Origin of the sequence: Mesobacillus selenatarsenatis SF-1, from assembly GCF_000813125.1 — a bacterium.
GTDB classification, from domain to species: Bacteria; Bacillota; Bacilli; order Bacillales; family Cytobacillaceae; genus Mesobacillus; species Mesobacillus selenatarsenatis.
In genome coordinates this window covers 1-22,309 of sequence record NZ_BASE01000024.1, presented here as the reverse complement: position 1 = coordinate 22,309, position 22,309 = coordinate 1, and the positions used below count along the sequence as shown (strand labels likewise).

27 protein-coding genes and 1 pseudogene are annotated in these 22,309 nt (G+C 42.7%); 18 read left to right on the top strand and 10 right to left on the bottom strand.

The features are described from left to right. Positions 1–164 precede the first annotated feature (164 nt). Entirely contained in the window at positions 165–2,288 is a 2,124-nt protein-coding gene (locus tag TY49_RS05630; protein WP_041964927.1) for an MMPL family transporter, read from the bottom strand. A gap of 92 nt (positions 2,289–2,380) precedes the next feature. Further along, complete coding sequence (locus TY49_RS05625) at positions 2,381–3,253, bottom strand: MerR family transcriptional regulator (RefSeq protein WP_052442098.1); 873 nt, start codon at positions 3,251–3,253, stop codon at positions 2,381–2,383. Positions 3,254–3,425: 172 nt separating this feature from the next. Here TY49_RS05625 and TY49_RS05620 point away from each other — a divergent pair, with 172 nt between their 5' ends. Together TY49_RS05620 and TY49_RS24910 are read left to right on the top strand one after the other, a co-directional pair. Continuing rightward, the gene (locus tag TY49_RS05620; RefSeq protein ID WP_023626156.1) at positions 3,426–3,623 is read left to right on the top strand and encodes a DUF378 domain-containing protein; all 198 of its coding nucleotides are present in this window, start codon (positions 3,426–3,428) and stop codon (positions 3,621–3,623) included. Between the two features lie 110 nt (positions 3,624–3,733). Next, positions 3,734–3,910 (top strand): SE1832 family protein, encoded by a 177-nt coding sequence (locus TY49_RS24910; protein ID WP_170029930.1) that lies wholly within the window; start codon positions 3,734–3,736, stop codon positions 3,908–3,910. Between the two features lie 342 nt (positions 3,911–4,252). On the opposite strand, the gene TY49_RS05615 is transcribed toward TY49_RS24910, so the two are convergent. Beyond that, positions 4,253–5,329: a Gfo/Idh/MocA family protein gene (locus TY49_RS05615; RefSeq protein ID WP_041964926.1), complete on the bottom strand. Its 1,077-nt coding sequence runs from the start codon at positions 5,327–5,329 to the stop codon at positions 4,253–4,255. 168 nt (positions 5,330–5,497) lie between these two features. Between TY49_RS05615 and TY49_RS25190 the strand changes: the two are divergent. From TY49_RS25190 to pepF, 10 genes and pseudogenes are all read left to right on the top strand, one after another. Continuing rightward, positions 5,498–5,965, top strand: a pseudogene (locus tag TY49_RS25190) (DUF5662 family protein). Between the two features lie 50 nt (positions 5,966–6,015). Then, a complete protein-coding gene (locus TY49_RS25540; RefSeq protein WP_084135390.1) occupies positions 6,016–6,174 on the top strand; it encodes a DUF4083 family protein in 159 nt (52 codons plus the stop codon). 122 nt (positions 6,175–6,296) lie between these two features. After that, positions 6,297–6,506 carry a hypothetical protein gene (locus TY49_RS05605; RefSeq protein ID WP_041964925.1) on the top strand — a complete coding sequence of 70 codons (210 nt, stop codon included), beginning with the start codon at positions 6,297–6,299 and terminating at the stop codon, positions 6,504–6,506. 172 nt (positions 6,507–6,678) lie between these two features. Then, positions 6,679–6,858, top strand: coding sequence for a hypothetical protein (locus tag TY49_RS05600; RefSeq protein WP_041964924.1), 180 nt, complete (start codon positions 6,679–6,681; stop codon positions 6,856–6,858). Between the two features lie 20 nt (positions 6,859–6,878). Continuing rightward, positions 6,879–7,154, top strand: a complete 276-nt coding sequence (locus TY49_RS05595) for a hypothetical protein (RefSeq protein ID WP_041964923.1) — start codon at positions 6,879–6,881, stop codon at positions 7,152–7,154. A gap of 49 nt (positions 7,155–7,203) precedes the next feature. After that, a complete protein-coding gene (locus TY49_RS05590) occupies positions 7,204–7,587 on the top strand; it encodes a hypothetical protein (RefSeq protein WP_041964922.1) in 384 nt (127 codons plus the stop codon). 129 nt (positions 7,588–7,716) lie between these two features. Continuing rightward, a complete protein-coding gene (locus TY49_RS05585) occupies positions 7,717–8,109 on the top strand; it encodes a hypothetical protein (RefSeq protein ID WP_041964921.1) in 393 nt (130 codons plus the stop codon). Positions 8,110–8,358: 249 nt separating this feature from the next. Continuing rightward, positions 8,359–8,925 (top strand): DUF4256 domain-containing protein, encoded by a 567-nt coding sequence (locus TY49_RS05580; protein ID WP_041964920.1) that lies wholly within the window; start codon positions 8,359–8,361, stop codon positions 8,923–8,925. A gap of 162 nt (positions 8,926–9,087) precedes the next feature. After that, positions 9,088–9,861, top strand: coding sequence for an SDR family oxidoreductase (locus TY49_RS05575; RefSeq protein WP_041964919.1), 774 nt, complete (start codon positions 9,088–9,090; stop codon positions 9,859–9,861). Between the two features lie 134 nt (positions 9,862–9,995). Beyond that, entirely contained in the window at positions 9,996–11,813 is a 1,818-nt protein-coding gene (gene pepF, locus TY49_RS05570) for an oligoendopeptidase F (protein ID WP_041964918.1), read from the top strand. 52 nt (positions 11,814–11,865) lie between these two features. On the opposite strand, the gene TY49_RS05565 is transcribed toward pepF, so the two are convergent. Further along, positions 11,866–12,660 (bottom strand): N-acetylmuramoyl-L-alanine amidase, encoded by a 795-nt coding sequence (locus TY49_RS05565; RefSeq protein WP_041964917.1) that lies wholly within the window; start codon positions 12,658–12,660, stop codon positions 11,866–11,868. 159 nt (positions 12,661–12,819) lie between these two features. On the opposite strand from TY49_RS05565, the gene TY49_RS05560 reads away from it, so the two are divergent. Beyond that, positions 12,820–13,137, top strand: coding sequence for a hypothetical protein (locus tag TY49_RS05560; RefSeq protein WP_232310387.1), 318 nt, complete (start codon positions 12,820–12,822; stop codon positions 13,135–13,137). Between the two features lie 564 nt (positions 13,138–13,701). Next, positions 13,702–15,171, top strand: coding sequence for a sodium/proline symporter PutP (putP, locus tag TY49_RS05555; RefSeq protein ID WP_041964916.1), 1,470 nt, complete (start codon positions 13,702–13,704; stop codon positions 15,169–15,171). Between the two features lie 47 nt (positions 15,172–15,218). Here putP and TY49_RS05550 read toward each other — a convergent pair whose 3' ends face one another. Beyond that, positions 15,219–15,410 (bottom strand): transcription initiation factor TFIIIB, encoded by a 192-nt coding sequence (locus TY49_RS05550; protein ID WP_439646153.1) that lies wholly within the window; start codon positions 15,408–15,410, stop codon positions 15,219–15,221. Positions 15,411–15,708: 298 nt separating this feature from the next. On the opposite strand from TY49_RS05550, the gene TY49_RS05545 reads away from it, so the two are divergent. Further along, positions 15,709–16,203 (top strand): fasciclin domain-containing protein, encoded by a 495-nt coding sequence (locus tag TY49_RS05545; protein WP_041964914.1) that lies wholly within the window; start codon positions 15,709–15,711, stop codon positions 16,201–16,203. Between the two features lie 150 nt (positions 16,204–16,353). After that, a complete protein-coding gene (locus TY49_RS05540) occupies positions 16,354–17,532 on the top strand; it encodes an MFS transporter (RefSeq protein ID WP_041964913.1) in 1,179 nt (392 codons plus the stop codon). A gap of 55 nt (positions 17,533–17,587) precedes the next feature. On the opposite strand, the gene TY49_RS05535 is transcribed toward TY49_RS05540, so the two are convergent. The 4 genes from TY49_RS05535 to TY49_RS05520 form a co-directional block, all read right to left on the bottom strand. Then, positions 17,588–17,911, bottom strand: a complete 324-nt coding sequence (locus tag TY49_RS05535) for a hypothetical protein (protein WP_041964912.1) — start codon at positions 17,909–17,911, stop codon at positions 17,588–17,590. A gap of 469 nt (positions 17,912–18,380) precedes the next feature. Beyond that, positions 18,381–18,848 (bottom strand): SRPBCC family protein, encoded by a 468-nt coding sequence (locus TY49_RS05530; RefSeq protein ID WP_041964911.1) that lies wholly within the window; start codon positions 18,846–18,848, stop codon positions 18,381–18,383. Between the two features lie 12 nt (positions 18,849–18,860). Continuing rightward, positions 18,861–19,283, bottom strand: a complete 423-nt coding sequence (locus TY49_RS05525; RefSeq protein ID WP_041964910.1) for a DUF1801 domain-containing protein — start codon at positions 19,281–19,283, stop codon at positions 18,861–18,863. A gap of 38 nt (positions 19,284–19,321) precedes the next feature. Then, positions 19,322–19,693 (bottom strand): VOC family protein, encoded by a 372-nt coding sequence (locus TY49_RS05520; RefSeq protein WP_041964909.1) that lies wholly within the window; start codon positions 19,691–19,693, stop codon positions 19,322–19,324. 244 nt (positions 19,694–19,937) lie between these two features. Here TY49_RS05520 and TY49_RS05515 point away from each other — a divergent pair, with 244 nt between their 5' ends. Continuing rightward, positions 19,938–20,453: a DoxX family membrane protein gene (locus tag TY49_RS05515; protein ID WP_041964908.1), complete on the top strand. Its 516-nt coding sequence runs from the start codon at positions 19,938–19,940 to the stop codon at positions 20,451–20,453. 137 nt (positions 20,454–20,590) lie between these two features. Here TY49_RS05515 and TY49_RS23855 read toward each other — a convergent pair whose 3' ends face one another. Then, the gene (locus tag TY49_RS23855; protein ID WP_052442097.1) at positions 20,591–21,304 is read right to left on the bottom strand and encodes a YhcN/YlaJ family sporulation lipoprotein; all 714 of its coding nucleotides are present in this window, start codon (positions 21,302–21,304) and stop codon (positions 20,591–20,593) included. 241 nt (positions 21,305–21,545) lie between these two features. Between TY49_RS23855 and TY49_RS05505 the strand changes: the two genes are divergently transcribed. Then, on the top strand, positions 21,546–22,061 hold the full coding sequence (locus TY49_RS05505) for a DoxX family membrane protein (RefSeq protein ID WP_041964907.1): 516 nt from the start codon (positions 21,546–21,548) through the stop codon (positions 22,059–22,061). Positions 22,062–22,309 lie beyond the last annotated feature (248 nt).

Sequence of the window (22,309 nt, the reverse complement as noted above, 5' to 3'; positions counted from 1 at the left end):
AGTGTCCGTCATCGGGGCTATGAAGGACAGAAATCCCGTGAACTCATGAAAAAATGTCCGTCACCAGGGGCATGAAGGACTGAAATCCATAGCGATCGTGATAAAGTGTCCGATTATATAAAAAGAGGCAATCCCATAGCTACTGCTACTGAGATTGCCTTTTTCTAGTTCTGTTGCGCTTCAGCTGTTTTCTGATCTTTTTCAAAGAAAAGAATCAATGCTGGCAGCAGCATGCCGCGCACGAGGAAGGTATCAATCAGGATTCCGACTGCGACGATGAAGCCGAAGACGAACAGGTCGGCGATTGGCATCGTTGTCAGAGCTGCAAAGGTTGCGGCCAGGATGACACCCGCTGATGAAATCACGCCGCCGGTATTGCGGATGGCGATTTCAAGGGCATCCTTGACTTTGTGTGCCTTACGCTCTTCAATGAACCGGGAGGCCAGGATGATGTTATAATCGATTCCCAATGCCACCAGGAAGATGAAGGCATAAACTGGAACGCGCGAGCTTAGGGCTTCGAAGCCAAATAAGACGTCGACGAGGAAAATACCCAGCCCCAGCGCAGATAAGTATGATAATAGTATAGTTCCCATCATGTAGATGGACATCTTGATCGAACGAGTGAGAGCGTACAAGAGAACGAGAATCAACACTGTTTCCAGGAGCACGATTTTTACTATATCGCGATTATTGATTTCCCGCTCGTCCAAAAGCTTTGCTGTGACTCCGCTATAATAGGCTTCTCCATTAATCGATAACTCCTCCAATAACTCTGGAGTTTCCGAGCGTAAATCACCGATAAAATCAATCGCTTCTGTAGAATATGGATTCATCGATAGCGCAACGCCCAGCTTCATGGCCTTGGCATTCTCGGTTTGAGCGGATACCCGGACGGAGGCGATTTCATCATAGCTTTGCCATTGATCGATGATGGCTTTTGTATCTTCCTCGGTAAAAGCATCCTCACTGACAACCACCAATGTCGTTGGTGCCAGTTCCCCTTTATCGAACCTTTCCTCGACGATTTCATAGCCAACACGTGAAGGCAGGTCCTCAGGGAATTTTTTTACCGTATCGAATTCAAAGTCGAGATTGAAGACATTGAATGCTGTGAGAACTAAAAATGCGGCAACGATTCCACCTGATATTCCAGGTTTGTTAACGACGAATCTGGCGACCGGTCCCCAGATTCCGTGCTTCACTTCGGTTTCCTGGCCGTACTTCGGTACCTTCGGCCAGAATGCTTTACGTCCGAATAATGTAAATAGTGCCGGCAGCAATGTGACCGACGCGATCATGATGAAGAACATGGCCGTCCCGAAAACAGGTGCGAAGTTCAGGTAATCGCGGAAATCGGCAAAGAATAGTATCAGCATCGCAGCTAACACAGTGCCTCCTGCGAAGAAGACGGGTTCACCGGTAGCACGCATTGCGTATTTCATTGCTTCGTACTTGCTCTCATATTTGTTCAGTTCCTCGCGGTAACGTGAGAAGACGAACAGTGAATAGTCAATGACTGCTGCAAAAAGCAGGATACTCATGATGGATGAAGTTTGGCTGCTGACCTCCAGGCCGCCTGCACCCATCAGTGCCACACTTTGGTTAACGACCTGATAGACGATAACAGTTGCGAGCAGCGGAATGATCGCTAGCAGCGGTGAACGATAAATGACAATCAACAAGATTAAAATGATCAAGACGGTTGCGATCAACAGGACAAAGTCAGCTTGTTCAAAAAGCTTGACTGTATCGCCGGCAATACCGGCAGGTCCAGTAATATAAAATTCCGTGCTTTCAAGGTCTTCAGCAATCTCGTTGCCGGTTTCCAAGGCCTTGTCGTTAATTTCGGAATACTGGCTGTTCCCGAGCCCTTTTTCCAGCTCCATCGGGACGATCATCGTTGAGCCATCTTCTGATGTGAAGCCTCCCAAAGCTTGGGGAGGAAGAGCGCTGATATCAACGATGGTTTCAATTCCTTCTATATCTTCGGCAATAATTCCGTTCAGAATTTGTTTGACTTCATCCAGATTGATGTCGCCATTTTTATTGTGGAAGACCAGGATTCCCGGTGTTCCTTGTTCATTTGGAAAGAGTTCTTCAGTCTTTTTCTCTGCTACCATTGATTGTGCTTCATCAGGAAGCGATTGGAAATTGGTTGTTTTATATTCACTAAGCATTGGTCCTGCACTTAAACCAACCGTAAGGACCAGCCAGGCGATGATTGTGATCCACATTCCACGCTTCGTTGAAACCCAATCGGTAATTGGATATAACAGCTTTTTCACTAGTAAACCTCCCTGATAAGATTCCATTCTAATCTTACCATTTCATTCCTCTGAAAAATCCATGTATTTATAGAGTTTCTGTTAATAAAATATCAGCGCATAAATGAGTCATACCATACATCCCAATCGAATCCCAATGAGTAGCTGACAGACTTGGACTCCAGCTTTGGACAATCTGTTACGCAGCTGCCCCCGACAATGAACTTCAGGGATGGATCCATTTTGAGGCATGATTGAATCCAGTCCTCTACCTTTTTAATGGGATTCGGATTTGTCATTGAAATCGCGACAACGCGAATGTTTTTCATTTTTATTAAATCTGATAATCCTGCAAGTGGTGTATTTGGGCCTAAATAGATGACGTCATGGCCCTTCTTTTTTAAAAATAAGCTGAAGACCATCAAGCCGATTTGATGTTGCTCTCCTTCTGGACAGAACGCCAACACTTTCGGGAGGGCTGGATTCACAGGCAGAATTCTCAGGAACTGGGTGCAGCGGTTGATGATGAACTGCGAAGCAAAATGCTCCTGGGCAACGCTGATGGCACCATTTTCCCATTCATCGCCAACCTTATACAAAACCTGAACCAATATGTGATGGAATACCTCTTCATAGTCATACAAGGAAAAAGCAAGGTCTGCAATCTGATTTGCTTCCTGGGTATCAAGGTTGACCAATGCTTCGTAAAGCTGAACTTTAAGATCGTCGTACTTGTTGCTCTGTGAAGGAGCTGGGGCAGAAACCGGAGGGGTTTCCTTCAGCAATCTGACTGCGTCGCTGATTTTCATATTCTTATCGTGTATTTGTGCTTTAATCCACTTAAGTGTTTCAACATCCTTTTCACTATATAAACGATGGCCGCCCTCGGTCCTGCTCGGAGCTACGACATTGTAGCGATTTTCCCACGCCCTGATCGTAACGGCGGGTATATCCAATCGTTCTGATACCTGCTTGATGCTATACAAACTTGTCACCTCCACTCATCATTATAGATAAGTTATACAATAATTACACAACTTTAAAGCTGTTAAATCAACAATTAAATAAAAATATATAAAATGTTTGCTTAATTTGTATAGGTTTTGTATAATAAAACTCGAAAGGTTATACAAAAATTATACAATGGGTGGTGTCAAAATGAAAACTTTGAATTTGGTATCATTAGTATTGCTTATTGTCGGCGGATTAAATTGGCTATTGGTTGGATTATTTGAATGGGACTTGGTCGGGGGTCTTTTCGGAGGCATGGACAGTCCAATCGCAAAAGTGGTCTATATCCTTGTAGGGCTCGCGGCCATTTACAGCATCACGCTTTTATCTAAAGTGAATAAATAGTGGAAAGGGCGTACAGAAACTTATCTGTACGCCTTTTGCATGCATCTTGAATAAACGCCACGATATCGCTATTCTAAAGAAAGAAATCGTCATAACAGGAGGATCAATCAATGGATAAAAGAGAAATTGAATACAAAATAGTCGAATTGAAAGATGAGTATTTACAGCTTCAACACAATCTCGAAAAATTGGAATCTGTAAAAGGAAATCTGCATCCGCTGGAAAAAAGGCTTGCAGCAATTGAAGAGGAGTTAAGCTCCTTAAACACCATGCTTCGGGATATGTAGAATGACAAGCCCTGTTCCTTAAAGGAATTAGGCTTTTCTTTTTGGAGAAGAAGGTCTGATTTAGAGTGTCAGGTCCAAAGGGTTAAGCCTAAGAAAAAGTGAACTAATTCTATGTTAGCACTTTAATAGAGCAGCTTTAAAAATGATTTTTGCTTCAAAAAAGTCAATCATTCCTGTACCAAAATTTATTAATCAAACGTTTGATTAAACCCATTTTCTCATCGGCCACAGCGTCAGGCACTTTTATGGAGGGCAACTACCCTGGACTATTGAAATAATTAAAGGCATGAGCCAGTTCAATACCTGGCTCATGCCTGTTAAGCTTACTGCAACGTGAATCCTTTACTTAACTTCCATTTTTCGACCTTCAAGCGCAGAGGTCCTTACTGCATCCAATACTTTTTGAGTCGCATGTCCATGCTCGAAATCAGCGAGGTATGGGTGTTTCTTTCCTGAAGCCAGAGTTTCATGCAGGGCATCTAAAGCCCTTTGGAAGCCGTTATAGTACCTTGCTGCGATTTGCGGCATAGTAGCAGGGGCTTCAATATCTGGAACTAGCTCGACTTCTTCAAGTGGAGAATTTCCTGCGGATAGCAGCACCTTTTTGTCATCCAGCATAACAAGTGTACCTTCCGTACCGTAGATTTCAAGTCGCCATGTGTGCTCCGTTTGGCGTGCTGCAGAGAGGAGCTCGAGAGTAACCGTAGCCCCGTTTTCAAGAGAGCCGATAATCTGGAAAGCATCGTCCGCTGTTCGATGTTCAGTATTCCCATTTTCATCAGTCTGGGAGGGGATGTGAATTGGCAGCCGGGCAAACACTTCTTTAAATGAGCTGTCCAACCACCATTGAAGAGCATCTGTCATATGAGATCCGATTGCACCAAGCATTCCGCCGCCTTTTTCTTCCTGTCCCAGCCAGCCTCGCGGTTTTGTAGTCAGTCCGGTATAATTCGCAAAAGAGCACTCGTAGCGAACATGCATAATTCCTCCGAGTTTTCCGCTTTCCATGATTTCTTTTACCTTCGTACGAGCAGGCAGAAAGCGGAATTCATGATTGATCAGCCCGAGTTTGCCTGCCTTGGCTCTTTCCGTAATCATTTCTTCTGTTTCAGCAACATCCATGGCCATTGGTTTTTCACATACTACATGAACTCCCTTTTCGAAAGCAGCGGCAACCATTTCCTTATGTAAATGAACGGCCGAAGCGACTACCAATAAATCGAGAGTTTCCTGCTCAATCATCTGGCGCCAGTCAGTATAGATATTCTCAATCTCGCTGGCTTTCCGTGCTTCCTCAATGTTGCCCCTTGATACACTAGAGATTGCCACAACATCGAATCCATCATGGTGGTTCATCATTGGCGCATGAACTTTGGCACCAAACCCCGTTCCGATAATCCCCACTCTATACTTTTCCAAAAATACCACCCCTGTCCAGAATATAATTTAATAGTAAATCCGGGAGGGGAGGAATGTAAATCAATATAAATAACAAACAAATACCTTTTTATTACAAATCGGGAGGAATACCAGCCTAACAAGGAGAATATGAACGTACTATATACTCTATTAAGATAGGGGGGTATTATGCTAAAAGCTTGCTGGAGATATCTTCTCTATATAATTGAACATAAAGTCAATGTTTTAGTCGAATGTTGGAGAGAGGGTTTATACATACAGGGGATTACTCATGACTTATCAAAATTTAATCCAAAGGAATTTATACCATATACGAAGAAATTCTTTTTGGATAGGAATATTGATTCTATTGATGAAATGAAATGGAAGTTTGCTTGGCTCCATCATCAACATAAAAATAAACACCATTGGGAGTATTAGGTAGTTGGTCCGAATCAAAAACTAGCCTTGCCAATGCCAAGAAAGTATCTACTAGAAATGGTTTGTGATTGGCGTTCTTTTTCGAGAAGGTGGGGGAGGAAAGTGAAGTTTTCGAACTTAAAACTTACAGAAAAAATGATACTGCATCCTGAAACAAGAGAAGCGCTTGAAATAATTATTAAGAATGAAAGGAAACGGAGATTAAAGGAGTTATAGGGTAATTAACTTAAATATTGAGGCGGGGTTAAGATGAACATTGGGGATCTATTATTTCAGCTTATTTTTTTCATTTTATTAATTGGTATTGTGGCTGCTGTTTTTATGCTGTCCGGTCACTCGTAATAAAGGTACCTGATAATTCGAAGAGCGTAGAACGAAAACTTGACCGAATAATTGAGTTGCTTGAGAAGGAAAATAAAGACTAATCAGCTTATATAATTGTATGTCGGCACATGGTATAATGAGGAACTTAGATGGATTTTAAACATAATTGCACGGATGCTTGAAAAGCCTCCGACTGGCGATTCATATATGGAGGTATAGGAACATGAACAAACGATGGACGATTGAAAAGATTAGAGAGTTTGTGGAGAAAAATTCAGAGAGTAAGCTGCTGACGACAGAATATCATGGTTTTTCGCAAAAATTACTCTTTAAATGCGCTTGCGGCAACAATTTTGAAAAACCCTTCAAGAAATTCAAGGATAATCACCAGCGCAAATGTGAAGTGTGCCAGCCGCCAAAATCTTCACGCTAATTGGACAAGGTGAAGTATAAAAACTAAGTGCTGTCAAAGGGTTTCACACCAAGCAACGTGTTTATTTTAAAAAGCTCAATATTCTAGCAAAGGAAGCGTAAATCTTGGAGGATTCACGCTTCTTTTTGTTGAACTTATTCAAAAGAAACTTACAGGAGTTACAAGAATAATAATGAAGAGATATATGTTAAAAAGCGACTTTAAGGGTTTGAAAAAAGGGACTCAATTCTATTTGATTGCTGAATCGGAGTTTATCGGGGTCAAAGAGTATGTGCTGCGAACCAGGGATTTAAGGATCAGGATATCGATCAATGATAGAGAATTTAGGGATAATTTCATTTTATTAAGCTAGTAATGGGGGCAGAGATTGGCATGTATTTGTTTTTATCCATACTGTTAAGTGTCATTCTAGGTTACCTTCTATTTGTTATGGGTCCGATTGTAGGCGGCATCCTTGCCTTCGGTATTATTGCAGGCAGTCTATTTAGAGGGATTTACTTACTGAATGACGTCCGTAAAAGGATTGCGACTATATCGCCTGATGTTGGAAAAGTAGAAGAAAAGGCGCAGGAGCCGGCACATGAAATCGTTCCGGAACACCTGCAAAGCCCGGGGGCTTATAAAAAATACCTGAAAGCTAAACAGTAGAAAGTTGCGATAGACCGACTGGGTTGACCAATATGGAGGAGGATTCAAATTGGAATTCGCAGAATTAATGGTATTTGGGATTGTCTGGGGAGGCTTGCTGGTTTACTTCTTAACACCTTTTAACGATAAGATCAGTGTCGAAGGAAACTCAAAGGTGACAGTCTCCAAGGCTTTTAAGGAGAGTTTAACTAGACTGATTTTACATAAAAAGGCCATTCTGGCATTGCTAATGTTGATCATTACTTTAAACTTCATCTGGACGTATTTTATTTCGATTGATGACCATAACAAACTCCACGGAGTCGCCAGTGAATCGGTGAAACCACAGGCGATATTCTACATGATAAGCATCACTTTGTATGCCGCGCTTCTATATATCTTGCTCGCAGTAAGAAGGACCTTAAAACTCAAAAAATACTGGATCGAACGGTAGAGGTGATTGTGTGATTATGTTCCGATTACCAATTGTCATCGAACAGATAATCTTTATCGAAATATCGATTGTTTAAAGGGTGAAGGAACTGCTTTCAAGGGCGTGGTTGCTTAACGAGGAGGATTATTATTGAAGAGGTTTTATGTGGCTTCAAGTTTTAAAAACATAGATACAGTTAGATACGTTAGTAGACAGCTTATCAATAAAGGATATGTTCAAACATATGATTGGACGGAAAATGAAAGAGCTTCAAATTTGGAAGATTTAAAGGAAATAAGCCGAAAAGAAAAAGATGCTGTTTTGGAAGCAGACTTTGTTGTAATTTTATTGCCAGCAGGCAAAGAAAGCCATATAGAATTTGGAATTGCGCTTGGCCAGGGGAAAAGAATATATCTTCATTCACCAGATGACGAAGTAAATAATTTCGCAACAACCAGTACCTTTTATCATTTGCCAGAAGTTCAGATATGTATTGGAACTATTGATGAGTTAATGGAAACTGTCATGAAATCAACGATGTGATTAAGTTGTTTTGTCCAGGGGGGACAGGTTTTAAAAGAACTACTAAACTGGTTATCGTGTTTCTTATGATAGTAAGTTCATTTATTGTGTCTTACGGCTCTGATTCCGAAACGCTGAAGAATGTTGTAAAGGAACTGTTCACTGTTCTGGTAGCTATAATGGTTTGGGACGCATTCAGAAAGACCCATAATGATAAATAATAATAAAGAGATTTTACAATAAGGAATCAAAAACAAGGAGAGTGCTAATATGGCAAAAGGAAATAACGAGTTGCCACCAGAACAGCAGGCAGAACTTCTGGAAACTTTGAAAATGCGTTTTGAGAAAAACATGAACAGACATGAAGGTATTGAATGGGCTAGTGTACAAGCTAGGCTTGAAACTAAAAATGAAAAATTGTGGTCACTCAATGAGATGGAAGCAACTGGCGGGGAACCCGATGTTGTTGGCCTTGATCCAGAGACAGGCGAATACATTTTTTATGATTGTTCAGCGGAAAGTCCTAAAGGCCGCAGAAGTGTTTGTTACGACCGGGAAGCACTTGAGGCAAGGAAAAAACATAAACCAGAAAATAGCGTTATGGATATGGCAACTGCTATGGGGATTGAGCTCTTAACGGAAGAACAATACCGGGAGCTGCAGAAACTTGGGAATTTCGATCTGAAAACATCGAGCTGGGTGCAAACACCTGAGAATATTAGAGAACTTGGCGGGGCCCTTTTTTGCGATCGCCGCTACGACACGACCTTTGTGTACCACAATGGAGCGGATTCCTATTATGGCGCCAGGGGTTTCCGTGGGTCGTTAAGGGTTTGATTTGTAATTTATATTCAATAATAGAAATAATAGAGTTCAAAAGTAGAAGTTCAGAGTGATTATACTCTGGGCTTTTTTACATGGCAATAAAGGGTTTATGTTTCACGCCATCGCCTCCCGGGAAGATGAAAATATTAGTTCATATTGATAGGAGGAGTCAGAATGGCTAAAACGATTTTTATTACGGGTGCTGGCAGCGGAGCTTCTCTTGGGCTTGCGAAGAAGGGGCACCGCGTGATTGCGACGACTGAGCTGACTTCCCAAAAGACGGATCTGATGAGGGAAGCTGAGGAGCAGGGGCTTGATATGGAAGTGTTTAAGCTGGATATTACGAATAAGCGGGATCGTGAACAGATAAAAGAGTATGACTTTGATGTATTTGTCGCAAATGCAGCGATCAATGAAGGAGGGCCGCTGGGTGAGGTGCCGATGGACCGGATTCGTGCTCTCTTTGAAGTGAATGTGTTCTCGACACTAGAAACTGTACAAATCGCAGCAAAAAAGCTAGTGAAGAAGGGAAGCGGGAAAATCATTTTCATGAGCTCGATGGCTGGTATTTCAGCAACACCATATGTGGGCCCTTACACAGCAACGAAGCATGCCATCGAGGGAATCGCGCAAACGTTGAAGTCGGAGCTTGCGGAGTTCAATGTAAAAGTAGCAACGATTAACCCGGGTGCATTTGAAACGGGCTTCAATAAGCGAGCTGCCGAGGAAAAGTGGAAGTGGTACGATGAGGAGAAGAATTTTACCCGGAAAGAGGATATGGAAAAGCAGGAAGCAGCGCTGAAGGACCAATTTAATCCTGAGGATATGATTGCAAAAATGATAGAAATCATCCCTGCAGATCACCATAAATTCCGGAGTGTTTATCCAGAAGAAACGGAAAAACAACTCAAAAAGACGCAAGAAGAAAGATGGTCGATGGAGATTTAATTGTAGAGGTAAGAAGCCTGGCATTTGTTGTGCCAGGCTATTTAATATGCTGGTGCTTCCATCAAATTCAACGTGTACAGGCTTTTTGTTGTGGTATAGCTTAAGTAGACGAAAAATCGCAAGGAGGGGAAAAGATGGCGAAAAAATCAAATGACCGGATAAAAAGACAGAATGTGGATGAAAAACAGACCTGGGATTTAAGTGCTCTTTTTGAAACGAAGAGTGACTGGGAGAAGGAGCTGAAGGCGGTCAAGGACGATTTGCCAGAAGTCACTAACTATAAAGGGAAGATTGGTAAAAGTGCAGGTGAGCTGCTGGAATGCCTTGAGGAAAAGGAGAAGCTGCTGGAGCGCTTTAACCTTGTTTCAATGTATGCAAATCTGCGTCAATCGGTCGACCATACCGATCCAGAAAGACAAAAGGATGCGGCTAAGGCAAGCGATGCTCAGTCGACAGTCAATTCGGAGCTGTCGTTTGTAGAGACAGAAATCATCAAGCTTCCGGATGGGAAAGTCGATCAATTTTTAAATGAGGAGCCGGGATTGGAGCCATTTGAAAGATATTTGAGCGATTTACAGAATCGCAAGGCACACGCACTCGGAGAGGAAACAGAGGAAACGCTTGCGGCTCTCGGTTCTCTGTTCAGTTCCCCATACAATATTTATAATCGCGGCAAACTGTCAGACATGCAGTTTGATCCTTTCATTGATGATGAGGGTAATGAAATTCCTTTATCATTTGCATTGTACGCAGGGAAATATGCATCATCACCGTCGAGTGCGGTAAGGCGGAATTCATATGAAGCTTTTAACAAGACATTGAATCAATATAAGCATACCTTTGCCGCAACCTACGCGACCCAGGTGAATCAGGAGGTGGCGATGTCCCGGCTAAGGAGCTATGATTCTGTCACAGATATGCTGCTGCATGATCAGCAGGTCACCCGGGAGATGTATGATAACCAGCTGGATATCATCCAGGAAGAGCTGGCACCGCACATGAGGCGTTATGCTAAATTGAAAAAACGTGTCTTAGGTCTGGATAAGATGACAAATGCCGACCTTAAAGCGCCGCTGGATCCGGATTATAAAATAGAAACTAGCTATGATGAAGCGGCTGAAACAGTTCAGGAAGCGCTCGAAATCATGGGGCCGGAGTACAGTGAGATGATCAAGACGGCCTTATCTGAGAGATGGGTTGATTATGCTGACAATGTCGGGAAAAGCACGGGGGCTTTTTGCTCAAGCCCATATGGCGCACATCCATACGTCCTGATGACCTGGCCGGACACGATGCGCGGTGCATTCACGCTTGCCCATGAATTGGGCCATGCCGGACATTTTTACCTGGCAGGAAAGAATCAGAGAATGGTCAATACCCGGCCATCGAGATATTTTATCGAAGCTCCATCGACGATGAATGAGATGCTGCTAGGAAACCACTTGTTGTCGAATACGGAGGACAAGCGGAAAAGGCGCTGGGTCATCCTTCAGCTGTTAGGGACGTATTATCATAATTTTGTCACCCATCTGCTTGAGGGAGAACTTCAGCGCAGGGTTTACCAACTGGCCGAAGAAGGGGAGCCGTTGACTTCGGACTTATTGTCCAAGTTAAAGCTGAAGGTCCTTAAAAACTTCTGGGGAGACTCAGTTGAAATGGACGAAGGAGCCGGCCTGACCTGGATGCACCAGCCGCACTATTACATGGGCTTATATCCATATACTTATTCCGCTGGGTTAACTGTTTCAACGCTTGTTTCCCGGCAAATCTTGGACGAAGGCAAGCCGGCAGTGGAAAAATGGCTCGATGTATTAAGAGCTGGTGGAACGATGAAGCCTTTAGATTTAATCAAAAAGGCAGGAGTCGACATGTCCAAGCCAGAGCCAATCCGCGAGGCGGTTGCGCATGTAGGTAAGCTGATTAAGGAGCTAGAAGAAAGCTTTGAGGATTAATGTTCAAAAAAATGGCCGGATCCTGGTTTAGGATTCGGCCCTGAAATACATATTAATCAATCGCAATAAAAGCATCGATTCCCTTACTTTCGATTTCCTGGAGGCGAGTTTCCGCATTTTCGCGACTTGAAAAAGCACCAGCTTGTACACGATACCAGGTTTCGCCGGATACCTCCGATGTCGAAATAAAGCTATCATATCCTTGTGCATCCAGGTCTGTCACTCGCTTCTCGGCATTTTCCCTTTGCTTGAAGGATCCGGCAATCACTTTATACAGTGCTCCGCGATCAGTGGCTTCCTTCGGAGTTAGGTTGAACGCTTTTGCGATACCATTCGCATGTCCCTGGGCAACATTTCGCCGCCAGGATTCCTGCTTCATCAGGGCGGCATTCTGGGCATTGTCGATAAAGCCGTTCTCAGATAGCATCGCATCCATCGTTGTTTCACGCAGAACATGGAAATCTGCTTTTTTCTTGCCACGGTCATCAAGCTGATTCAGCTTCATAACCTCAGTATGGATGATGTCGCGGTATCTTGAGGTTGCCGAATTATTGGATAAGCTGCTATGAATATAATCCTCATATCCCTGGGCAGAGCCATTGAAGGAATTGATGTGAATTGACAGGTAAAAGTCAGCTTCCCAGGAGTTGGCCTCATTTGTACGCTGGTCGAGACTTTTCGTCACATCGCTTGTCCTGCTCATTCTGACATCGATATTTTCATAGTTGTTTTCCAGAATCGAACGGATTTTCAGCGCGATATCCAGGTTCAAGTCTTTTTCCCGAAAACCATTTCCCTGCGCTCCCGGATCCGAGCCGCCATGGCCTGGATCTAAATAAAGTTTCATATAACCTCCTCCTTTTAGTTGGTCTTTATAGATTATGTAGGAGAAAAGTATTGGTAAGGGTACATGTCCCGGCTGGGAAAAGTTAACTTTATTTTGACGGAACATTTTATGATTTGAATCGTAAAACAAAGAAGACTTAATAATATTTGAGGTGGTAGGATGGAAACGAAAATGCAGACATCACAAAATATTAAAATAGAGAGGACTCCGGAAAGTGATTTGAAAAAGGTATTAAATATAATCGGGGTATTCATCTTTGCTGGATTGGCACTGACCAGTGTCACCAATCCGATGCCAGCAAAATACCTCAAGGAATATTTCCTGTTCATCGGAGGAAGTGCGATTATTTATTACTTTCTGCTGAACATCTATTTCATTGGGGGAACATGGAGGAAAGTGTTTTATGCTAGCCTGATCGCACTCGGAATCGGCAGCCTGTCGATGGGGATTTACTTGTTTAATCATTCAACACATTAAGCTTCGGAGTATCTAATCTTGTAAACCTTATTACGGATTATGGTGCAATTAATCGTGTTGAGTCCGCAATTCCCGTTTTGTATCGTGCAATTATTATAAAAGAACGTGCAAAAAATAAACCTAACACTGCAATTATTGAATTTTTCCAGGAAAATAAACATATTGAAACTCCCTGCTCTGGGAGTTTTTATTTTGCATAAAAGTGCTTGCCTAGTCGCTATATAACTATTTCAGAATATTCGCAATATATTTACTTCAATAAAATTTGTAAGCGTTACCATTCCTAACAGACTAGTCAGGGCGCGGTTTTTGCCTGTTCTCAATATCCTGTAACATCCTTGAAACAATTCAGGATGTTTGTTAGGTTTAATAACCGTAAGCCCCATGAGGGCAGGAAAAACTTGGACGGCATAATTAACATAAGAATTTTTTTCTGTGTGGTTCGGCTGGTTAGCTCTTATAACTTTCATGATTAAGAATTCATTTTTATTCTTGTACGTTAGCCGATTTTGTTAACCACTATGTTACTTATTTCGTTTAGGGAAAACGAAAAGGAGAGATTTGGTGAGTATTGAAGTATTTATTTCTTTAGGAATTTATTTTATTGCAATGATCCTGATCGGATTGTATGCATACCGCAAAACATCTGATCTATCAGATTATATGCTTGGCGGACGTGGTCTTGGACCATCGGTAACAGCTCTATCAGCTGGAGCATCCGACATGAGTGGCTGGATGTTGATGGGTTTGCCTGGCGCAATGTACACTTCAGGTATTTCCAGTGCCTGGATCGCAGTTGGATTATCGATTGGTGCCTATTTGAACTACCTCATCTTAGCTCCAAGACTTCGAACCTATACGGAGTTGGCAAATGATTCAATCACAATCCCCGATTTCCTTGAAAACCGCTTTTCAGATACAACTAAAATCCTTAAGTCTGTATCTGCAGTCGTTATTATCATTTTCTTCACGCTGTACACATCAGCGGGTCTAGTTTCAGGCGGTACTTTGTTTGAGTCAGCATTTGGGCTCGATTATCGTATGGGCTTGTTCGTGACAGCTGGTGTCGTTATCGTTTATACACTATTCGGCGGTTTCCTTGCTGTTAGTTTGACTGACTTTGTTCAAGGGGTCATCATGTTCCTTGCACTTGTCTTGGTGCCAGTTGTTGCTTTTACGGAACTTGGCGGACCTGGAAACGTTATGGATACGGTAAGTGGAATCGATCCTACGTTAATGGATCTTTTCAAAGGTACGACATTCCTTGGAATTGTTTCTCTATTGGCATGGGGTCTTGGTTACTTCGGCCAGCCGCATATTATCGTCCGCTTTATGGCAATTAAATCGATGGAGGACCTTAAGCCTGCCCGCAGAATTGCGATGACATGGATGGTCGTTTCGATTATCGGCGCTTTGGCAGTCGGGCTTGTCGGGATTGCTTATGTAGAGTTGAACAACGTAACGCTTGAAAATCCAGAAACAGTCTTCATCATGTTTGCGAACATCCTGTTCAATCCCTTTATCACTGGATTCCTGCTTGCTGCAATTTTGGCTGCGATCATGAGTACAATTTCTTCACAGCTGCTTGTTACTTCAAGTGCATTGACGGAGGACTTTTACAAAGCGTTCTTCCGCCGCGAAGCAAGTGACAAGGAATTGGTATTCGTCGGCCGTGCAGCCGTATTGCTTGTCGCATTAGTAGGTATCGCGCTGTCTTACACACCTAACGACACGATTCTTTCATTGGTTGGTAATGCATGGGCTGGATTCGGTGCAGCATTTGGACCAGTCATGATATTGAGCCTTTACTGGAAGCAGATGAATCGCTGGGGTGCGCTTGCCGGTATCGTCGTCGGTGCACTTACCGTCATCATCTGGATCAGCATCGATGGATTGTCAGCAATCCTATATGAAATGGTCCCTGGATTCTTCTTGAGCTTAATTGCCGTCATTGTTGTAAGTAAAATCACAACCGGACCAGGCAAAGCTGTAAAAGAAGAGTTTAAAGAAATGGAAGACATTATGTCTGAGTAAAATAAAAGTAACCAGGCTGCTAGATTGCTAGCAGCCTGGTTTTTTATTTAGGATTTGAATTTCTCCGGCTTTTTTAAATAACTTTCAATGATGAATCCGCAGTCTGTACAAATAACATGTAAAATTTCTGAGCCTAAACTCATTACTTTATTTTCGGGATACATAACAGCATAGCCAGCATGTTTACCTTTCCCGATTTCCGTTCCTCCGCATTTAGGACATTCTTTCGCATAGTTCACATGAATCATCCTTTCAAAAACATTTTCATCTTATATAAATTTACGATTTAGCAATGCAGTAGGTTTCAAGGACTTTGTTATTGAAGAATTCTATGTGCCCGAAAAAATGTGTAATAAAAGGTAGCATAGATGAACTCTATATCCACAAAATGAAAGCCCACTCAGGCAATATTTGAGAAGACTTGAAATTATGAAAGAAGACTCTTAAATTCATGGATAAATATCCAACTATGTAGAATACTACCTTTTGTAAAATACAGAGGTTATGCAGCCTCTATTGGAAAAAGGAGTGATTCACATGATGAAGAAATTTGCGGTAGTTCTTTTTGCAGTGATGATGGTGTTGTCAATTGCAAATCCTAGTTTCGCAGCGGACAACCCGGGGAACAAAAAGGATATTGTTGATACGGCCGTAGCCGCAGGCAATTTTAAAATCCTCGCGGCTGCACTGGAGAAAGCCGGATTGGTGGAAACCTTGAAAGGTGAAGGGCCATACACTGTATTCGCACCGACTGATGAGGCGTTCAATAAGCTTCTGAAGGATCTAGGGATTACAGCAGATGAGTTATTAGCAAGACAGGATCTCAAGGATATCCTGCTGTATCATGTACTTCCTGGTAAAGTCATGTCAGGCGACTTAAAGGAAGGAATGCAGGCACAGACACTTGCAAAGAAGAATGTTACCATTTCACTTGACCCGGTTCAAGTAAACGAAGCGAACGTCGTGACCCCTGACGTTGAAGCATCAAACGGTGTCATTCATGTAATCGACAAGGTATTGCTGCCAAAATAAGCACGACAGACTGGATTCCATGCGGATTCAGTCTTTTTTAATATGGACAAGTTCTTGAGGTTCACTACCATGGACATTTATGATGTAAAAAGGTATAATTAATTCGGTTTTCGAAATATTTTTTACATCTTGGAGTTTGAAGGTGAACGTATGGAAAAAGAAAAATTATGGACGAAGGATTTCATTTCGATTTCTCTAGTGAATTTCGTGATGATGCTTTCGATGTATTTATTGATTGTCACAATGGCTTCCTATGCGACTGATACATATGGAGCTTCAACGAGCATGGCAGGATTGGCCTCCAGCATCTTCATCATCGGGGTTCTTTTTGCCAGATTGTATGCCGGAAAGGAAATTGCGAGGATTGGCAGTAAAAAGATGTTAATCGGAGGAATTTTGTTTTTCGTCCTGATAACTGCTCTATATTTAATTCCGTCGAATATCTATGTCCTCCTGATCGTCCGTTTTCTTCATGGTGTCGGAATCGGGTTCGCGGCGACAGCAACCGGGACGATTGTGGCACAGGTTGTTCCTGCGAGCAGGAAAGGGGAAGGGATCAGCTATTTCAGCTTGAGTGTAATTTTATCAACCGCGGTTGGCCCGTTGATTGGCCTCGCAATGATTAATGAGTTTGGCTATCAGAGCATGTTCATTTTTTCCCTGGTCGTCGGGCTGGCCAGTTTGCCAATCGCCCTTATGGTAAATGAACCTGTAGTGGATGATCAGGGAGAAGCTAATAAAAGCAGGAGCTTCAGTCTGGCAAACTATTTAGAAGCAAACGCATTGCCGATCTCGATTGTCACGTTCGTCATTGCACTTGCTTATTCTGGTACACTATCATTCATCGCGTCATTTGCGAAGGAAGCTGAATTGACAGAGGCAGGCAGCATGTACTTCTTCGTTTATGCGATGGCCGTCTTATTTTCCCGTCCATTCACCGGGAAGCTGATGGACGCAAAAGGTGCGAACAGCGTTGTGTACCCGGCATTGATTGCCTTTGCCCTTGGGATGTATGCATTAAGCCAGGCGCAATCCAGTGCCCTGTTCCTGCTGGGAGCTGCGCTCATCGGGTTAGGATATGGCAATTTCCAATCTGTCGCACAGACGATTGCGATTAAGATGACACCCCCGCACCGTATGGGAATGGCCACGTCGACCTTTTTCATCATGATGGATATCGGAATTGGCTTCGGACCATTCCTGCTGGGATACATGATTCCGCATTTCGGTTACCGCGGATTGTATCTGGCGATGGTGCCATTAATCATAGCAGGTGTCTTTATATATTACGCCTTGCATGGTAAAAAAGAGAGGATGAAGGCCACATAGGAGGCCGTTGTTCAACATGAAAACCTCGCCACAATATCGGCGAGGTATTATCTTATTACAAATTCGGTGCATAATTGTTATTCTTCTCAACATCAGTTTCCTCTGCCAATTCTTCCATTTCCATATGAGTCTGCGGGAAACCATTGGCTTGCCATTCTGCACGCATGGCAGAATCAAGCTGGGTAAGCCCTCTTTCAGCTGGGTCTAGGCCCGCATCGACACTCTCCATCTGGTCAATTTTCTCGCTGTTCCTCATGTCTGTATCCTCAAGAAAACGAATCGCATCCCGCTGGCTTTTCCTGTATGCGGCTGTCAGCAAAACCGCACCGCCAGATGAAAGCAAAGAAGCCCAAACAAAATTCTTGGTCGATTTCTTCATCGTCGTTTCCCTCCATTCGGTAGTAACTCCTCTTGAACTCTATATTCCCGTTTTATGTGACTATAACGAGTCCAGTTATTTACATTTTTGTTGCAGGATATGGTCACTAGGAGAGTTATAAAGGCAATCTAAAGCAGAAAAGAGAGTTTGATTCTCTAAGGTCAGAGGGTTATTAGCTTTGAGCCCGAAATAAGGATTAATCCAGTAAAAGGTTCTATAGAAAGATTCTATAAGCCCGAAATGAGGTCTGGTCCCGTAAAAGGTCCTATAGAAAAAATCTATAATAAGCCCGTAATGGGGGGATGGCCTTATAAAGGTCCTATAGAAAAAATCTATAAACCCGAAAAGAGGGGGGAGCCCCCTAAAAGTCCTCATAGAAAGCTCTATAAGCACGAAGCAAGGAGTTTGAGCTATTATTCTAAGTAATAAAAAAGCTGCCATGTAATCATGACAGCCAACTACTCAATAACTACACTTTCTCCATCATCTTCTGATCGAGATGTTCAAGAATCATTTCCCAGGCTGAATCATGCCGGGTTTTTGATTTCTCATGAGAGAATCCTTTGTGTGAAAGACTTAGATACGTACCATTGCCCCTAGGTTCAAGCTCGATTGTCACCACGGTCTCGGCACCTTCTGTTCCTCCAGCACCTGTTAACCAGGTGAATTCAATCAGGCGGTCCGGAATAAGTCGTAGAAACCTTCCGTAATGCGGGTGTCGCTGCTCAACTAGATCTTCTTCGGTTTTAAAGACGGTCTCAAAAAAGAATACGGAATTGACCTCTGCCTTCATGATCAGCGTTCCGGGTGCGGCAAACCATGTATCGAATTTTTCGGTCCACGCTTGGTAGAGGGTATCAGCCGGGGACTCCATTAACCGGTCAACTTTAAAACCAAGCGGTCTTGCTGAAAGGTCTGGTACTGTGATAGGTTCCATTCTAGTTTCTCCTTATCCAGTGGGATATCTTTCTTTTAAAAATGCAACAGACTGATGGATCAAAGCTTTTAAAACATCCACATCAATATCCGCTATTTTATTTATGTACACACATGCTTTCCCGGAAGTGTGTTTGCCGAACTCTTTTAATAACGCTTCTCTTTCCGTATCGCCAGTGGCGAAATACAAACTTATTTTTGCTTTCCGGGGTGAGAAGCCAACGAGTGGTGCGTCACCTTCGTGGCCGGAGTCATACTTATAATGATAAGACCCGAATCCGATGATGCTCGGCCCCCACATTTTCGCTGGATAACCTGTTGTTTCTGTAAATATATCTAACAGTCTATACGCATCCTCCCGTTTTTTAGGGCTGTCGACATTTTCAATGAACTCGATGACACTATTGTCGTTCTCCTTGGTTTTCAGTTCGTACATAATCAAAACGTCTCCCTTCGACTTTTTAAAATATGTATTTATCTATGTTGGTCAACAAGAATCTGATTGCCATCAGGATCCTCAATCGTAAAATGAGCCGGACCCTCTCCGGATTCATCTGCTTCAGTAAGGAACTTTACTCCATTTCCTTTAAGCTGCTTTTGAAGTTCGCGAACATCCGTGAAGCCTTCCAGATTTTCGGCATTTTGATCCCAGCCCGGATTAAAGGTAAGGATATTCTTTTCAAACATTCCCTGGAACAGTCCAATAACGCAATTTTCATTCTTCATGATCAGCCAATTTTGATTGATGTCTCCTCCCAAGGCTTGAAAACCCAGGTTTTCGTAAAAAGATTTAGAAGCCGCAATGTCTTTTACAGTCAAGCTTACAGAAAATGCACCAAGTTTCATATTATTTGCCACCTTTTATAGATTGAAGATTCTGATATCATCATTTCCAGTATAGCCGAGCAATTTTAAATTTACAATTAACCCTGGTAAAATCTGTAACTATCTTCCATATAAAGCCACTGACATAATTTGGTCAAAGCTTTTCAACAGAATTGTGACTAATGTCACAACGCAGTATTTTTTTGATAAAAATTTGATATGTTAATAGTGTACTAATACTAAATAACTTATTGGAGTGAAGAACATGTTTGCAAAGTGGTTAAGAGAAAACAATGTTGCTGCTGGTCTATTGGCTGTTATAAGAATCTGGCTTGGATACAACTGGATGACTGCTGGATGGGGTAAATTGACTGGTGAAGGTTTTGACGCATCCGGTTACCTGAAAAACGCCGTGGCAAATCCGGTTAAAGGTCCTGACGGAAACGCAGTGTACGGTTGGTACGTGAACTTCCTTGAAAGCTTCGCGATCCCAAACGTCGAATTGTTTAACTTCATCGTGCCACTAGGAGAATTCCTTGTAGGACTTGGATTACTGCTCGGAACTCTGACAACTGCTGCAATGTTCTTCGGTCTAGTGATGAATTTCAGTTTCTTCCTAGCCGGAACTGTATCTCACAATCCAACTGACATCTTCTTCGGCTTCATCATCCTGTTCGCAGGCTACAACGCTGGTAAATACGGTTTAGACCGCTGGGTCGTACCATTTATCCGCAAAAATGTTTTCAAGCGCGGAGAAGAAACTGCACGAAACGCTGCTTAACTTAGTTAAATCCCCCTTTAAATAATTCGGCTGCCGGGTATATCCCGGCAGCCATTTTTTATATCTAGGGAGCAACTCTTCTTTAAAAAAGCAAAAGCATAGGAAAATCAATCCTATGCTTGTTCGCCTTGATGAAATTATCTTCCAAAGAAATTGCCCATTGTGTCTCTAAAGTCTTCAAATAGACCGTCTCTGTTCCTGTTATTGCGGATATCATCTGCGAATGTACCCATTCTGTCAAAGGCATTATTGTCTACAGAGACATATACATTGTCAATCCCTCTGTGAGATTGGCGGACCTTTTGTTCAATCTCGCGTTCCAAACCATTTCCACGAGCAGTATTTCTGTCTGTTCCGGCATCGGTACCATTTCCATTGCCCGTACCAAAAATGTTGTTGCTATAACCGCCATCCGCTGTACCCGCATTCTGACGATCTTCATTTCCGGCATCTCCTTGACCGTCAATGACTCCGTCGTTTCCTCCACGGCTGTCATCCTGGTCTACTCGTCCATTCTCTGCGAAAGTCCTGCCGTTTCCATCCAACGCATCATTTACGTCAGCATTCCCGTTATTATCGGTATTATTGCCCGCTAGTCTAACAGCAACATACGCATTATTTTCGGAGATGATGACACGGGCGTCGTCTACTTCCGGCATCTGCTCTACCTGGCGTTCAGCGCGATCAGCAAGCAGGAGTCTGTTACCCTCATCTGCAGCTGGACCACGACCAACCTGGGAAATTTGGACTTCCTGTTCGCCGTTGCGGTCGGCTGCATTGTTATTCGCTCCGCATCCAGCCAGCCCAAGGGTAAAAATAGCACAGCCTGCCATGATTATTGTTTTTTTCACTCTGTTCACTCCTTATTGTGTATTCGTCCTTATGATGGCTTGAAATTGGAGCGCTATGCAGGATGAAAGAGATTTTTTTAAAAAATGTAAGGGTCGGTTATGAAGAATAGGAGGCTTTGTCATAATTCGTTCAAAACATTTCAACAGAAATGTGAAATCATTCACAAATAACCCTATTTTCGAGATTTATTTGATATCTTATAAGTGTACTAATACTAAATAACTTATTGGAGTGAGGAACATGTTTGCTAAATGGTTAAGAGAAAACAATGTTGCTGCTGGTATATTGACTGTCATAAGGGTATGGCTTGGATACAACTGGATGACCGCTGGATGGGGCAAATTAACAGGTGAAGGTTTCGACGCTTCTGGTTACTTGAAAAATGCTGTGGCAAATCCGGTTAAAGGTCCAGACGGAAACGCAGTGTATGGCTGGTACGTGAACTTCCTTGAAAGCTTCGCGATCCCGAATGTGGATATTTTCAACACAATCGTGCCGCTAGGTGAATTCTTAGTAGGACTTGGATTGCTGCTTGGAACACTTACAACTGCTGCAATGTTCTTCGGTCTAGTGATGAACTTCAGCTTCTTCCTAGCTGGAACTGTATCTCACAACCCAACTGACATCTTCTTCGGCTTCATCATCCTGTTCGCAGGTTACAACGCAGGCAAATACGGTTTAGACCGCTGGGTCGTACCATTTATCCGCAAAACAGTTTTCAAGCGCGGAGAAGAAGTCACTCGTAACGTAGCTTAACTTTATTTTAAATCCCCCTTTAAAATAAATTGGCTGCCGGGAAATCCCGGCAGCTTTTTTCTGTTTTTAAAGGAGATGAACTCTGCAGTGTTTTTACAGCTAACACCATTTATAAATTTAATTAGCACGACACCATTTAAGGTTACATCATGCGTTTGTCTATTAGATTTGTTCTAACGGCCAGAACTCCGGGAATGGGTCTTCCGATTGTCCGATAGAGCGATTCTAACGGCCACATATTCGGGTTT